General features: G+C 33.6%; 14 protein-coding genes. 3 read left to right on the top strand and 11 right to left on the bottom strand.

Features of this window, described 5'->3' with window-relative positions:
* Nucleotides 1–10: 10 nt before the first annotated feature.
* From JQC67_RS13400 to JQC67_RS13385, 4 genes are all read right to left on the bottom strand, one after another.
* A complete protein-coding gene (locus tag JQC67_RS13400) occupies nucleotides 11–856 on the bottom strand; it encodes an enoyl-CoA hydratase/isomerase family protein (RefSeq protein ID WP_203253430.1) in 846 nt (281 codons plus the stop codon).
* A gap of 120 nt (nucleotides 857–976) precedes the next feature.
* Nucleotides 977–1,837 (bottom strand): AraC family transcriptional regulator, encoded by an 861-nt coding sequence (locus JQC67_RS13395; protein ID WP_203253429.1) that lies wholly within the window; start codon nucleotides 1,835–1,837, stop codon nucleotides 977–979.
* Nucleotides 1,838–1,915: 78 nt separating this feature from the next.
* Nucleotides 1,916–2,749, bottom strand: a complete 834-nt coding sequence (locus tag JQC67_RS13390) for a DUF4437 domain-containing protein (RefSeq protein WP_203253428.1) — start codon at nucleotides 2,747–2,749, stop codon at nucleotides 1,916–1,918.
* A 6-nt stretch (nucleotides 2,750–2,755) separates the two neighbouring features.
* Entirely contained in the window at nucleotides 2,756–3,430 is a 675-nt protein-coding gene (locus JQC67_RS13385) for an NAD(P)H-dependent oxidoreductase (RefSeq protein ID WP_203253427.1), read from the bottom strand.
* A 241-nt stretch (nucleotides 3,431–3,671) separates the two neighbouring features.
* Here JQC67_RS13385 and JQC67_RS13380 point away from each other — a divergent pair, with 241 nt between their 5' ends.
* Complete coding sequence (locus tag JQC67_RS13380) at nucleotides 3,672–4,040, top strand: winged helix-turn-helix transcriptional regulator (RefSeq protein ID WP_203253426.1); 369 nt, start codon at nucleotides 3,672–3,674, stop codon at nucleotides 4,038–4,040.
* Between the two features lie 3 nt (nucleotides 4,041–4,043).
* On the opposite strand, the gene JQC67_RS13375 is transcribed toward JQC67_RS13380, so the two are convergent.
* Together JQC67_RS13375 and JQC67_RS13370 are read right to left on the bottom strand one after the other, a co-directional pair.
* The gene (locus JQC67_RS13375) at nucleotides 4,044–5,357 is read right to left on the bottom strand and encodes a DEAD/DEAH box helicase (RefSeq protein WP_203253425.1); all 1,314 of its coding nucleotides are present in this window, start codon (nucleotides 5,355–5,357) and stop codon (nucleotides 4,044–4,046) included.
* Between the two features lie 4 nt (nucleotides 5,358–5,361).
* Nucleotides 5,362–6,696: a DEAD/DEAH box helicase gene (locus JQC67_RS13370; RefSeq protein ID WP_203253424.1), complete on the bottom strand. Its 1,335-nt coding sequence runs from the start codon at nucleotides 6,694–6,696 to the stop codon at nucleotides 5,362–5,364.
* Nucleotides 6,697–6,996: 300 nt separating this feature from the next.
* On the opposite strand from JQC67_RS13370, the gene JQC67_RS13365 reads away from it, so the two are divergent.
* Together JQC67_RS13365 and JQC67_RS13360 are read left to right on the top strand one after the other, a co-directional pair.
* On the top strand, nucleotides 6,997–7,935 hold the full coding sequence (locus tag JQC67_RS13365) for an endonuclease/exonuclease/phosphatase family protein (RefSeq protein WP_203253423.1): 939 nt from the start codon (nucleotides 6,997–6,999) through the stop codon (nucleotides 7,933–7,935).
* An 82-nt stretch (nucleotides 7,936–8,017) separates the two neighbouring features.
* Complete coding sequence (locus JQC67_RS13360) at nucleotides 8,018–8,329, top strand: heavy metal-binding domain-containing protein (protein ID WP_203253422.1); 312 nt, start codon at nucleotides 8,018–8,020, stop codon at nucleotides 8,327–8,329.
* 80 nt (nucleotides 8,330–8,409) lie between these two features.
* Here JQC67_RS13360 and JQC67_RS13355 read toward each other — a convergent pair whose 3' ends face one another.
* The 5 genes from JQC67_RS13355 to JQC67_RS13335 all read right to left on the bottom strand — a co-directional run bounded on the left by JQC67_RS13355 (nucleotide 8,410) and on the right by JQC67_RS13335 (nucleotide 14,911).
* The gene (locus tag JQC67_RS13355) at nucleotides 8,410–9,255 is read right to left on the bottom strand and encodes an MORN repeat-containing protein (protein ID WP_203253421.1); all 846 of its coding nucleotides are present in this window, start codon (nucleotides 9,253–9,255) and stop codon (nucleotides 8,410–8,412) included.
* A 31-nt stretch (nucleotides 9,256–9,286) separates the two neighbouring features.
* On the bottom strand, nucleotides 9,287–10,120 hold the full coding sequence (locus tag JQC67_RS13350) for a DUF2490 domain-containing protein (RefSeq protein WP_238934771.1): 834 nt from the start codon (nucleotides 10,118–10,120) through the stop codon (nucleotides 9,287–9,289).
* Nucleotides 10,117–12,066 (bottom strand): hypothetical protein, encoded by a 1,950-nt coding sequence (locus tag JQC67_RS13345; RefSeq protein WP_203253420.1) that lies wholly within the window; start codon nucleotides 12,064–12,066, stop codon nucleotides 10,117–10,119. Before JQC67_RS13345 ends, JQC67_RS13350 begins: the two co-directional genes overlap by 4 nt.
* A gap of 181 nt (nucleotides 12,067–12,247) precedes the next feature.
* Complete coding sequence (locus JQC67_RS13340) at nucleotides 12,248–12,835, bottom strand: DUF6515 family protein (RefSeq protein WP_203253419.1); 588 nt, start codon at nucleotides 12,833–12,835, stop codon at nucleotides 12,248–12,250.
* A gap of 189 nt (nucleotides 12,836–13,024) precedes the next feature.
* Nucleotides 13,025–14,911 carry a heparinase II/III domain-containing protein gene (locus JQC67_RS13335; RefSeq protein WP_203253418.1) on the bottom strand — a complete coding sequence of 629 codons (1,887 nt, stop codon included), beginning with the start codon at nucleotides 14,909–14,911 and terminating at the stop codon, nucleotides 13,025–13,027.
* Between the last annotated feature and the right edge of the window lie 59 nt (nucleotides 14,912–14,970).

Raw genomic sequence — 14,970 nt, 5'->3', positions numbered from 1 at the left:
TCTTGTTTTATTAATTTACTTCTTGAATATCCATCACCATTTGTTCCCAATTCTTTTGGTTGTTATGGTCAAACTGAGCGCCATTTTCATCTGCGTAGGTAAATCTTTTTATGGCTGGCGTTCTACTTGTTGCCTGAAACAATTGGTAGGCTTCTTCTTTTAAAGCCTCTTTAATTGGTAAATCTATAGATGCATACACTGCACGTTTGCTAGCTGTAATAGAGTCTGCCGGAAATTTAGAAATACGCTCTGCCAAAGCATCTACATAAGGTCCTATTTCATCTGCATCTAATGCTTTGTTAATAGTTCCGAACTTTTCAGCTTCGTCTGCATCCCAATCTTTGGCTCCTAAAATAATTTCCAGTGCCTTTCCTAAACCTGTTTGTCTTGCCATACGTGAAGCGCCACCACCACAAGGTAAAATGCCCATACCTACTTCCATTTGCATAAATTTGGCTTTACCTCTTGCTGCAAAACGCATATCTAATGCCAATGCCATTTCGTGTCCGCCACCACGTGCAAAACCTTCAATTTTAGCAATAGTTGCTTGTGGTACATTGCTTAATCTTTCTAATACAGCTTGTAAGTCTAATAACTGTACTTCGTTTCTTGGTACCGCTTCCATAGACATATCCTTAAGCAAGTTGGTATCATAATGACATACCCAATAATCTGGATTTGAAGATTCAAAAACTACTACTTTAACGCTTCTGTCGCGCTCTAATCGTAAACAAAGACTACTTAAATCTGCAAGCATTTCTTGTCCTTGTACGTTTACAGGACCAAAGTTAATGGTCACTGTTAAAATTCCTCCTTTTTGTTCTGCCGTAAATGTTTGAAAATTCTTGTATTCCATAATTCTTGAGTTTTAGGTTATTTCTGTTATAATTACAGGACAAAGTTACCTGGGTACTCAAGCTTTATTTTGGTAGAAAAACCAGCGGTATTGGTAAAAAATAAGGTTTCTGGTAATGACTTAGGCCAGATTGGCCTTAAATGCACTTAAACTGATGCCTCGGTAAGTTTTAAAAATCTTGTTTAAATGACTAGAATCGGTAAACCCAAGATCGATAGCAATTTCCGAATCTTGTGCATCGGTGTACTTTAAACGTGTCTCTACCAACTTCAATTTGTAATTGATGATGTACTTTTTTAAGGGTACATCCGTATGTTTTTTGAAGTACTCACTAATGTAATTATCGGCCATATGAAACTCATTGGCCAAACTTTTGGTCGTCAACAGATCAGGATTATAAATGTTGGAATGAATGTAATTGATGATTTGCTGAATTTTGGAGGACTTAACTTCCTTTACTTCAGAAGCGTTTAAATACTGAATATTACGTGCAATTAAATGCAGAATTACAGACAATGAATTTTGAATGATAAAGATATCATGGGATGATTTATTTAAATACTCGGTAGCAACCATATTTGTAAGCGATATAAGATGCGCTCTATCCGAAGCCATTTCAAACTGCATTTCTCTTAATTGATGGCTCTCGCTGTTTAAAATTTCTTCGATTTTACGAAACCAATCGTTTACAGGAAGTTCTTGGTTTACGGCACTGGTATTTCTAAAAAAACTCTTCAAGAATTTAATCGCAATAGTACTTGTAGCGGTTTTTGCTTCTACGATGTAGATATCATCCGGGATAAATACAAAAACACTAGCGGGTGAATAACTAACGGTTTTTCCATTTATTTTGATACTGCCACTACCCTTCTCGAAATATAAGATTTCAAAAAAACGAATGTTGGTATACTCACAAAACGAAAAGAAAGTTTGGTCTTTGTACTGTTGTATAACGATGTTCTCTAAAATAGTTCTTGCCATTACTTAAAAATTAAAACTAAAAAGGGGAAATACCTACTTGTCTTCCCCATCTTTCCTTTTCATAACAATTCTTATGGTTTATTTCACTTCAAAATTCCCATTAGAGCGGATGTAAATAACCGTTTCTGTATCTGTACCCAACAAAGGCTCAGCATCTTCCTCGGCACCGAAATAAGAACCCGGTTCTAAGACAGTTTCAGCATCCTTTTTAGAAGATTGGTGGGTTACCTTGCCAGAGATAACCACCACTCTAAAATTGGGACTTAAGTTTTTGATACTTCCTTTAAAACCTGCAGGTAATTTTATAAGTGCTGCACGTAGCTGATTTTCTTTGTGACTTCCCCATAAAAATGCGGTTTGTACATTACTCTTTTCAGAAACCCATTGGATGTCGTTAGCATTTAACCAAACTAAGTTTGTTTTGTCAACATTTAGAGGTCTTTCACCATTATCAAAAGCTTCTGATGTTGGCTTTACCAAATAAGGACCTTCTTGAATGTCTAAAAACGCCATATTATCTTCACCGTCAGTAGCGGTAATATGCGCTTCTCCTGCTGGTTGTTGCCAGTAAGAGCCTGCTGGTAGCCATTGTTTCTCGGCATTCTCATCATCATTATGCAATAAACCTTTAATTACTACACCTCTATAGGTTATATTGTGAATATGTGATGGTGACGAAAATTCTTTTTTGAATTTCACCAAAAATCCTGCTGGTTCGTTTTTGGTTCTGTCTCCCCAAAGTTTTCCTGCAGCCGGACTCTTATCGCCTCGTAACGGATTTAACCAACCCCATTCTACATTATCTGCGGTTACCACTTCGTTTACAGACTTAATATTGTCTGTTGTTGGTGTTTGTGCCATTGAGATAACGCTAACTATAAGTATAAATAGTATTGTGAATGATGTTTTCATAGTGTTTTATTTCCAAGTTACGATGTCATCAAAATCTCTTCTAGTTTTACCAAATTCTGGATCTGCTTTTCTGTAACCGAAAGCAGTCATAAACGATAGACCATATTTATCTGTATCTACACCAAATTTCTCTTTCAATAAAGCTTCTGCTTTTTCTTGATGGAAACCTTCAATTGGGCAAGAATCAATTCCTGTTAAAGCTGCAGCTGTCATCATGTTTCCTAAAGCGATGTACGTTTGCTTAGCTGACCAGTCAAACAATTTTTTGTCCGTATCCAAATCAAAATCACGCTCTTGAAATTCTCTATAAAACTTAGAATACAGTTCAATTACTTCAGCAGGTAGTTGCTTTACGTCTTTCATCATATGCATGATATATTCAGAATCGTGCTTTACCATTGGCGCTTTCATACTCAAACCTAATATAAAATGGCTAGCAGTATCTAATTTTAAAGGTGCTCCCCAAGCTACAGGTTTTAATAACTCCCGTAATTTTTTATCCTGAACTACTATAAAATGCCATGGTTCAAAACCAAATGAACTAGGTGATAAATGTGCTGCTTCTAAGATGAATTTCATGTCATCATCAGAAATAGTTTTAGTAGCATCAAATTCCTTTGTAGCATGTCTAAAGTTAAAAGCGTTTAAAATGTCTTCTTTTGCGATGTTTGGTGTGCTCATTCTATAATTCTGTTTAATTGTTTTTGTATTCATATGATACTATCAAAAGTATAGTGACAAAAGTATGGTGAGTTTGAATACCCTGCAATAACGGTCAAAAATGATAGTATGTGTTTTTTTTACATTTTTTATTGTAAATACTTGGTATACAGGTGTTAATAAATATTAAAATATACTATAAAAAGTATAGTTGTATAATTTAGTATAGTGTTGTAATTTTGTTATTTTAAAATTGATTACTATGGAAGTTGAACATAAAAAGCGCCTGATTAAGTATAATGATAAAATGTTTTCATGTACTACAAGTATTGCTATGGAATTGATTGGTGGTAAATGGAAAAGTGTAATATTAATTTATTTGGTAGGTGGTAAAAAACGGTATAATGAACTCTATAAATTAATTTCAACAATTACTGAGCGTACCTTAAGTTTACAGCTCAAAAAGTTAGAAGAAGATGGATTAATTACCCGACGTGTATACACCAAAAAACCTCCTTTAAAGGTGGAATATCAATTGACTCCTTTTGGAGAGAGTTTGGCTCCGGTATTGACATCTATTGCTGAGTGGGGAAAAATTGTTGCCGCGGAAAAAGGCCAAATTATAGAATAAAACTTACAACACTGTTACTCTGATTTTTTTCTTTTTCAAGCGTGAATTATTTAGCTTTTCTACTAATTGATTAGCTAGTGATAACGGAACGGATACAAAAGCACAGTCTTGTTTTAGCTCAATAACGCCTAGTTGGTCTTTGTTAATTCCCCCTTGTTTAAAAAACAATCCTGCGATATCACCTTTTGATATTTTGTCTTTTCTTCCTCCTGAAATAAAAAGTGTTTCCCAAAATTGAGGCGTAAAAGGAGTTTTTTTTGAAATATCTACAGGGTCAATATTTTTAATAAACTCAGGCAAGCGCTCTTTTGTCCATTGTAAAATATAAGCTGTTCCTTTTTCGTTTACACGAGCGGTTCTACCATTTCTATGGGTAAACTCTTCAATGGCTCTAGGAAGTTCATAATGAATAATATATTTCATTTCAGGAATATCAATTCCTCTTGCAGCCAGATCAGTAGCAATCAATACTTGACAGGTACCATTTCTGAATTTAATTAAAGAACGCTCTCTATCACGTTGTTCCATACCACCTGAAAAACAAGCATGATTGATACGGTTCTTGTCTAAATATGTACTTACTTGTTCTATACTATCTTTGTAGTTACAGAAAATGATTCCGGGTGCATTACCAATATGAAGCAATAAATCTACTAAGGTTTGTAGTTTATCTTTTTCCTCTGAAATAACTGTTTTTAGGGCTAGTCTCGATTCTTTCTTATCTTTTAAATAATTGATAATTGTCGGATTATCTAATCGCACAAAACTAGGAATTTTTACACCTTGAGTCGCCGAAGTCAAAATGCGTTTATTCAAATTTGGTAATTGATTAATGATTTCACTCATTTCACCTTCAAAACCAGTTTCTAACGATTTGTCAAATTCATCTAAGACTAATGTTTTAATATCTGATTTTGAAAATCGATCACTGTAAAAATGATCAGCAATTCTACCTGGTGTTCCTATTAATATAGCGGGAGTGTGTTTTAATTCAATTTTATCCTTAGATATGGGCCTACCGCCATACACTGCATTTACTTTGAAACCAGAACCCATATCACGAATTACTTGTTCAATTTGTATGGCAAGCTCTCGTGATGGTACCAGTATCAATGCTTGTACTTCTGTGCATTCAGCATCTAAAGCATCAACTAGGGGCAATAAAAAGGCTAAAGTTTTACCAGTACCCGTTGGTGAAAGAAGAACAGTGTTCTCCGTTTTTTCAATGACAACCAGGGCTTCTTCTTGCATCGGGTTCAATGCAGAAATTTTTAATTTTTCTAAAATATCCTGTTGTTCTCGAATGCTATTTGCCATAGTATTACTTCTTTTTAGAAGTTTCTGTTTTGAGAGTGCTTGTGCTTACATTTTGCATTAAATGATCAGCTAATACTTTTTCTATCAATTCTTCTTTGGTCAAATGATGAAAAATAGTTTTTATTTTTTCCTTTGTATCACCAGAAACGGTACGATTAGGCTTGGTCTTAAATATTTTCTTTGCCCAAAGCACTAAATTTGTTTCTTCTCTGTTTTGAGCATCTTGCTTTTTCAACTCACTGAAAACTAGTCCCAACTCTTTCTCAAACTCAGGAATATTTTTAATTTCTTCTTGCTGAATAATGCTTAATGAAAGTCCCTTTGCTCCTGCCCTAGCTGTTCGCCCGCTACGGTGTACATAGGCTTCATAAGTATCTGGTAAGTGGTAATTTACCACATATGAGATTTCTTTAACATCAATACCTCTGGCTGCTAAATCTGTCGCCACAAGAATATCAATAAACCCTTCTCTGAACTGGCCCATGATTCGATCACGAATTCCTTGAGATAAACTACCATGAATAGCTCCGGATGAGAATTTATTTATAGCCAATTTCTTGGCTAATTTATTGACTGCAGCTTTGGTTTTACAGAAAATAATACCACGTTCTCCTTCTCTTGCGTGCAGAAAATGAAGTAAAACTTCTAGCTTTTCAATAGGTTCTACAACAATATATTTATGATCAATACCTTGATGCCCCATTTGAGCCATATCAGCCTCTAGATGCACCACATGTTTTGACATATAGTTCTGCACTAATTGCTTTACAGTACCGGGCATTGTAGCTGTAAACAATAATGTTCTACGTGATTTGGGCATTTCTTCTTTAAGGGTGTCCAAATCTGTTTTTAAAGCGGTTACCATTTCATCGGCTTCATCTAAAACCAAATACTTTAGCGTTTTTATGCTGACGGCTTTACGCTGTATTAAATCTATCAACCGCCCTGGAGTAGCCACTATAATGTGTGTAGTTTCTTTTAGGCGTTCTATTTGCGGTTTAATTGGAATACCACCACAAACCGAAGCAATAGAAATAGATGGACTATGAGAAGCAAAGGAAACGAGGTTCTCATAAATTTGCTGTCCTAATTCTCTAGTAGGCGATAAAATTAAGACCTGTACATCTGAATTTTCTGCATCAATCAATTGTAATAAGGGTAAACCAAACGCCGCAGTTTTACCTGTACCCGTTTTCGCCAAAGCCACTACATCTTCCTTTTGGTTCAATACGACAGGAATAGTCTTTTTTTGAATATCTGTAGGAACAGAAATCTTTAAATCGACTAAACTTTGTAGTATTTGTTCGTTAATTCCTAAATCGGAGAATTGCTTTGACATTATTTAATTTTCAGCAAAGATAGGTGCATGACGACGGAGAATCATTTAAATGACACAGCTATTTTGCTTAAAAAGGGAAATCATTTTAAAGTTATTATGGATATTTAGATTATTTATAATGAAATTTTCAATATGAATTACAAGAGTGGTACATCAAGAAAACTCATAAAAGAATTATTTATAAGTTGCTATCTATTATTTTATTCTGTTTATACAAAGTTGTACGCCATCTGTACAAAGGTTGCTTGTAAAAGTAAAAATCATATTAACTTAGGGTGATAAACTTAAATTCTATAGCCCATGCCTGCTTATGAGAAGCCAAATTTTGTACATCCGTTTGATGTTAATACAGAAATAGAGCGTTTAAAGGCGCATAAGTCTACTAGAAATATTCCTGATAAATCAAATGACAAGTTGCTTTTAGGATCTTGGAATATTGCCAATTTAGGACTTCAAGTTAGAATGGAGGATCATTATAAATTATTAGCTGAAATTCTAAGTTGGTTTGATGTGATTGCTGTGCAAGAAGTTAATGATAATCTTTTAGGTCTACAGGCCATAGAATCTTTTCTGCCATCTAATTACAACTTAGTGTTTTCTGATAAAGGAGGCAACAATGAGCGTTCTGCTTTTATTTATGATAGTTCTATTCTTAATCAATTAGAGCTCGTTGGTGAAATTTCAGTGCCACCGAAAGACCATGCTTTTATTAAATTGAAGGGTGTAACTACCAAGTTTACTGGCTTCGATAGAAATCCGTATTTATGTTCTTTTCAATGGAAAAATGAAACTTTTATATTAATTACGGTTCATTCATTTTCTGGTGGTAAAACGAAGCCAGATCTAGAACGAAGAGCTTTAGAGGCTTATGCTATTGGTAGATATGCTGATCTAAGAAATGGTTCGAAAAATGCATTTTCAAAAAATATTATTGCTTTAGGTGATTTTAATATACCCATGATAGAAAAAGGAGATATTGTATATGAGGCGCTTATCAAGAGAGGCTTAAAATTACCAGAACATTCTACACGCGTGTATTCAAATATATCTAATGATAGCATGTATGATCAAATTGCCTTTCTACCCTCAATAAAATCAAAGATAGTTACTCAGGGGGTATTTGATTTTGACGAGGTAATATTTCCAGAGTTATGGGAAAATTCAATCCCTGATTTTAAAAAATATTTGCGATATTATATTTCAGACCATCGACCGATGTGGATGCAGTTAAATCTTTAGCTTGTTGTCTTTGCTATTTCAAGGAGTTTAAGTGCTAGTTTTTCTAAAAGCCTTAATTTTGAGATTTCTTAAATCATTGATTATGAAAGTCAAACTGCTTATTTTTCCTATTCTTTTGTTTTTCTGTTCAGTAACAGTGCTTACTTCTTGTAAAGACAAGAAAAGTGATATGAAGCATTCTCATGTAGAATCTGATTTACAATATCAATGTCCGATGAATTGTGAAGATGGAAAAATGTATACTACAGAAGGTCAATGTCCGGTTTGTAAAATGGATTTGGCTCTTATAGAAAATGAACATAAGTCAACTTGTACGGTCCATAAAGATGGAAATTGCAAATGTGAAGGAGATAGCTGTGCTTGTGATAATTGTAAAGAACATTCTGGTTCTTAATCCAAATATATCGTATTTAGTTTAAAGTAAAGAAGGAAGGTCTCTTGTTGAAAAACTAGATGTTTTTAGTTTATAAAGTTCTATTTTTCTTCCTCAACTAGTTTGTCATTTTTCCACAATCCTTTGGTGAAAACTTCACCATCTTTCCCATAAAAAGTACCTTTTCCGTTTCGTTTATCATCTTTCCATTCACCAACATATTTCTCTTTATTTGGCCAATAATAAGTGCCTATTCCGTTTCTAAGGTCATTAGAATAACTTCCAACATAATACTCGCCATCAGCCCAATAGAAGGTGCCTTCGCCATGACGTTCATTGTTTTTCCATGAACCTTCATATCGACTGCCAGTATTTAATATTGCTACCCCAGTACCATTTGCCATGTTATTTGAAACCTGACCAACATAATGCATTAGGCTACCTTTTTTATTCTTGAATTTTAAGTATTCTCCTAAAGACTTATTACTTAATTGGCGTCTCATCGTTGCCAATTGTACTTTAGTTTTTTCTAGTGCAAAGGTCAAAGAATCTCGTACGTTTAAATCGTACTTCACTTTTTGTTCCAATAACTGAAGTGAATCTAAATTAGTAACTACACTATCTTTTATAACTTCGGTATTATCTGATTTTAAATCTAGTAATTGCTCGGCAAGGCCTATTCTTAAAGGAATTCTATATGGATTATCCTTAACGTATTTAAGCTCACTATTATAAGCATTCAAAGCTTTTTTGTAATCACCTTCTAATAAAATGGAATCAATTCGCATTACTTCTTTAAACTCCGCTAAACTTTGATCAATTTCAGCTTGTTGCGTCTCTTTTTGCTTTAAATCATTTTTTAAACCTACAGACCTAAATAGATAAAAAAGGGCTACCCCGGCCGTTGCTGCAAATAAAATATAAGGTATTGCAATTCTCTTTTTCATTATTGAAGTATTACTTTAACTACTGGTTTTATTAATCATTTAAATGAATTGCAGGTAATTTATTTTTAACCCTTCTAAAGTCTGGGGAATAGTATAAATGTGCACGTAGCGTAAATGTTTGTTTAAATTCCCCAGCATTTTTTAAATCTTGCCCCATAGAATACAGCCCTCCGGCGGCTACTGTTAAACGTGGAGTAAGAATATAACCCAATGTAGCGGTTAACCGCAGATCTTCCATAACACTTCCTACAACAGCTTTACCACTCTGCATAATTAGTTCTGTTTCTGGGGCGACATATAGTGTTTTGGGTTCTAGTTTATGACTGTTTAATGGAATTTTTGCTCTGAACAAATAACGCCATCTATTTCTAAAAATATACTCGCTATTGTCTTCAAAACCTTGTGTCCATCTGTGCTCAATTCTGATTCGATGATAAATAGTTGCACTATATACAGGCATTGCAAATTGGTATTGGTGCCAAATTCGCCACTCAGGCACTAAGTTTCTATCTTCAGATAATGGATCCGTATTAAAGTTAAGTCGAAGAACACCACCAAGGCTAAAGTTTACTTTCTTAGAGTAAATATATCCTAAGGCATGGCGATTATACAATTGCCCTACTTGACCCAGAAAAGGGGTGTTTTCAGTTTCTTCAAACCTAAAATGTGTCTGAGCATCCCAATACAATCGTTTTGAGATTCTTATTTTACCATACGTATTTACCCAAAGTTTTGTTTTGGCATGTTTATATTTTGACTCTTTGGGGAGCACTTCATAATCTTCATTTTGTGCTATAGTTTGCTTGCAAATACACACCAACATTAGGAATAATACCCATACTATCTGTTTTGAATTTCGCATCATTGCTCTTTCTTAACTGTTGGGTTAATATTCATTAATTCTAATACCATTTTTGGATCTTGCTCTCTTTTTAATTTACGTTCTAACTTATGTGTGTCTTCATCTCTTAAAGTCAACATACGCTCGTGGGTAGCTTTATACAAATCAAGTAAAGTGGCAGCATTAGTGCAATCTAAATTAGTATTCACCTCATTTATTAGGTAAGGTTCTAAAACTTTTCGATAAGCACCTGTAATACGTTTTTTGATTTCTTCAGTCATAAGATTAGCCATGAATGGATTCCATACTTGATCTTGATAATGTTCAACTATTTCTTGATTTTTAGTTGGATGAGTTAATATCTCTTTTTCAAGTTGTTCTAAATGAGTAAAGCAATTGGTAAGGTGTTGACCGAAATCCAGTTTTTCTTCCAGATTTTGCATGTTAGAGTATTTGCTCAGATTTTTATTTGCTACTGATTTAATTTGTTCGAGAGCACTAATCAATTCTTTTGGAAATTTTGAGTCTACTGAATCAATAACACCATTTAAATTTTTTATTTGCGAAATCATTTGTTCTTCAATAGCAATGAATTCTTGCTGGCGCCTTTCTTTTGCTAACTTAGGTTCGAGTACTTTTTCAATAGAATTTAAACTAGACTCGGCATATTTTGTCATTTGCAAGATTCCGCTTAAGCTCTTTTCAGAAAAAGTAAAAGACTTTGCGGTGCTATCGCTAAATGACTTGCTAACACCTTCTGATAGAATTATATTAATTTCTTTAGAAGGAAAACCATTGGGTAAAACATGCTGAACTAAAAAATTACGATCAACATATTCTAAAATGTTATCATCATTTAATTTTAATATTTCTTTTATAGGATGAAGGTATTGTTTTGAAATAGAGTCGATTACTGCATAGTAGTAATTAGCTTCTTCATCAGAAAGCTTTAAAATATTAAGTTGGGTATCGGTCAAAAACGAAGTACTTATTGAATCTGACCTTTTATAACTTTCGCTAATTGCATGAAGATTTTTTCGCTCTAGTGAATCTAAAGGATAATAAGCAACTTTTACTTTAAATTCAGGTAGAAAAGCAGCCTCACCTAACGAAGATAATATCGTATCTAACTTTTTATAGTACTCCGCATTTTCTGCTAATAAATTGGGTATTTCACTAGCATTAGCAAGTATTTTTTGAGCACCATTATCTGTTAAGCTTATTAGTTTTATATATCTACTATCAAAATTGATTATGGTCTTACTGGCATTGTTAACTTTGCTTAATTTTATTTCATCTGATTGCTCATTAGTAACTGTACTAATTTTTTGTAATTCTCCATTTGTAAAGAACCAACTTTCAGTATTGCCTAATTGTTTTTCTGAATAAAATGTCCATTCATCATGTGCCAATCCATCTCTTAAAAACCTGCCAACTACAGTGCCTTCAGTATTTTTAATTTTAAAACTTTTTTGAGGTATACCATTATCAAATTCTATTGAGCTTTCAAAAAGAGTCTCTAAAAGTTCAGAATTCTTAATTTGGTTTCGAGAATAATGCCACAGACCATCAGGTTTTCCCATTTTGAGGTTCCCCTTTGCTTTTTCTTGTAGCCCACTAATATTTATTTTGTATTGAAAGCCAATTACCTCTGTTAAACTATCAGACTTAAATTCACCAAAATCAAAATTCCATAAACCGTTGGCATGATTGTTTTTAAATTGTCCTGTAAACGAGAAGGTTTCATCTGCATTAGTAAGTAAATCACCTAAGTTCGATTTCTGCATTTCGAACGCACCATCTAAAATAGTGTCATTTTCAGATACAAAATATTGATATTTGGCAATACCTGAATAGTTGCCAATTTCTATGGGTCCAGAAAATTTTTGCTTTTCCTGACCAATACTAGTTGTGGAGAACAGTAAAAAAAGAAAAAATGATACTGGCCGAATTAATCTACGGAGTGTCATGTATTAAATTGGTTTGTTTACTTAGTTACCATTCAATACGAAAAAGTACCCCGTTTGGATTTTATTAACTGAGAAAACTTAAAAACTATTCCAAAACAACTCTGGTTTAAAGGAAAAAAGACAAGCGTTTCCTTTTTGAAAAGGAAACGCCTGTATATTTTTAAACAAGATTAAATTATTCTTATTCCATATCTATGATACCAACAACTTCATAGGCTCTTGTTCCATCAATTTGAACTTTTTCATAAAGAATGGTTGCAAATTCATAGTAAGTTTGTCCATCTATATCTACTTTTTCGTAACCGTCAGGAAGTTCGTAAACTAACGTTCCAATTTCTGGTTCTACTACTTCGTATTCACTATTGTTTTGTGAATAAAAGGTGCCGCCAACGTTAAAATAAATATGATTGTTAAAGCGTATTCTTTTGTAATTAGTTGGTAAGGTTTTTATACGAAACCCAAGTTTAGGAGCTATGGCTATATATCTTCCTCTTGAGTAAGTGTAGTAATTACTGTTGGAGTAATAGTAGTTTTGACCTTTGTGTTTTATTATGGTTCTATTGGGCACAGTTCGTACAGAAACAACCTTCTTTTTAGGAGTTTTATAAACAACTTTTCTACTTGATACTCTATTTGGTGTGCTTTTAGTTACTGTTCGTGTAGTTACTGTTTTTGTAGCTGTTCGCTTTCGAACTTGCGCTGAACTTGGAAGTGCAAAGGCTAATAATAATAAAGCGGATACTGTATATGTTTTAATATGCGTTTTCATAATTCTATATTTTAAAAAAGGTTAATATTCTTTTTTCTCTACATCTCTAAGACTTTTAAATTGAACTATGGTTTAAAATAAAAATTTGCTTTATGAGTAAATTAACAGTTGACTCTTCTATTATTTCATTTAAATAAAAAAGGCATATCTGTGAGGATATGCCTTTTTTCAAAATTTAAGGAAATTTAATTAATCTCCTGACAATCTTACTCTTAACGTTGTTTTTTTGTTTTTTAATGTGTATGCAGGAAGTAGTATTTCAATTCGTTTCAAACCTTCTATTTGTCTATCTAATTTTATTGGTGATGGGTCTAAAGAAATAACAGATACAGACAATTCTGGATGTGATAAATTTTCTAATTTTAATTGTTTTCCATCTTGATGTAAAATAGCTCCACCATCCACAATTTCAATATCAGCTATGGTTAACATTTGCCAGGTTATCAAGTTTGTAGAATCTGATGCCACTAAAGTATCTTCAATTAATAATGATTTCGGACTATCTTTAACAAAACGACGATTTGCACTTTCTAATTGTCCTTTAAAGGCTGCACTTAAATCGATTGTAGCTTCTGGTTGAGCACCATTTTTAAAATCAGTTATGATTGCTTTTCCATCAACCACATGATGTTTATTGTTTACAGATATGGTACTATGACCGAAATTATTTTTAGTTAGAAGTGTCCACCGTTCACATTCTTGACATCTATCCCAAAGATTAAAACCTGTCTTTTCTAAATCATGATATCGTTGATTACCGGTGTCAATAGACCAACGTACACCGTTGACCTCAAATATGAAAGAACCTCCATCCATATTACCATGCGGCACGGTTCCTCTGCCACCCTTACCACCAAAATAATATTGGTGTGGGTCGCTTTCTGGTGATTTAAATATCACTATTGGATTATCACCATCACCTTTCCAAGCTTCAGGTATTTTTTGGTCACCTTTTTCTTTGTATTGAGATATCCATACCAATCCAGCTCCTGCATTTCTTGGTAGTTTACCCATTTCTGAAGCAGGTGCCAGAAAACGTTCTTCTTCAAAATATGTTTTATTACCAGTTTTAGAAGCAAACCAAGCTAACGTAATATCACCTTGTTCGCTTCGTTTATCTCCACAATCAGCGAAATTATAATACCATCCAGAAGGAGCATTACTTAATAATCTAAAATCTGCACTTTGCATAAAAGAAGGGAATTCCGATAGTCCAAAATCAGTATTAAAAGCACTTTCTAGCATAGCAATTGTAAAAACAGAAAATGAAGTTCCGTAAGACCAATAGGTAGAACCTTCAGGGTATACGCCATCTGGGCCATAAGAAACTAGAGCCTGCGGAATACTATCTAAAGCACGGCTAATTGTTTGAGAAGCTAGCTTCGGATTTATATCTGCCGTTACAATAGAGGCTGCTATCATTCCTCCATGACAAACTTGATTCCAATTATTATTTCCGCCCACCCAGCCGGTATTTCCTTTCTCGTTATAACTTGGTTTGATGCCTTTTTCAATGAGGGCAGATTTGGCAAGTTTTACTGTGCTTACGGGTAGTGCTTCACCTGCCCAATCAATACCAAACGCAACTGCCATTGCCATTTCAGCAACATCTAAGTAATGTGAAGGATTCCAATCTGAAAAATTGCACACTGCTTTTATTTCATCATTAATACGCTTTAGAATAACCGAATCTTTCTCCATTCTATAAACCATACCCAAAATATTCATTCTGTATAACATTTCACGAGAAACATGTAATAATCTTCGGCCTTCCAGTTTTCTAATTAATAGGGGCTCTTTTTGTATTTCAATAGCGTTTTCTTGTATCGCTTTAAATAGATTTTTAACTACTGGATTCGTTTGAAGTTGCTTTTTAAGATTTTTTTCAATCTTGGAATTTAAAACCAATTTTGGACCATTCTTCTTTAGCTTTTTCTGTAAATATTGAACGCTTATAGGATTGTCTAGTTTTGGAATTGGTTGTTTGTCTGTTTCTTGTGCAGCAATATTCTGTATTGAACAGAATAAAAATAAGTGCACGAAAATTATTAAATAAATATTTTTTTTTGATCTCATTGTTAAATCAGTTTTGTGAATGATTAATAAGTTGCTTTGGTCTAGTTAAAAATAAAGAA

This window comes from Aurantibacter crassamenti (assembly GCF_016811105.1).
Classification (GTDB): Bacteria; Bacteroidota; Bacteroidia; order Flavobacteriales; family Flavobacteriaceae; genus Aurantibacter_A; species Aurantibacter_A crassamenti.
Note: the sequence above shows the minus strand (reverse complement) of the source record. Positions and strands in the feature narration are given on the sequence as shown.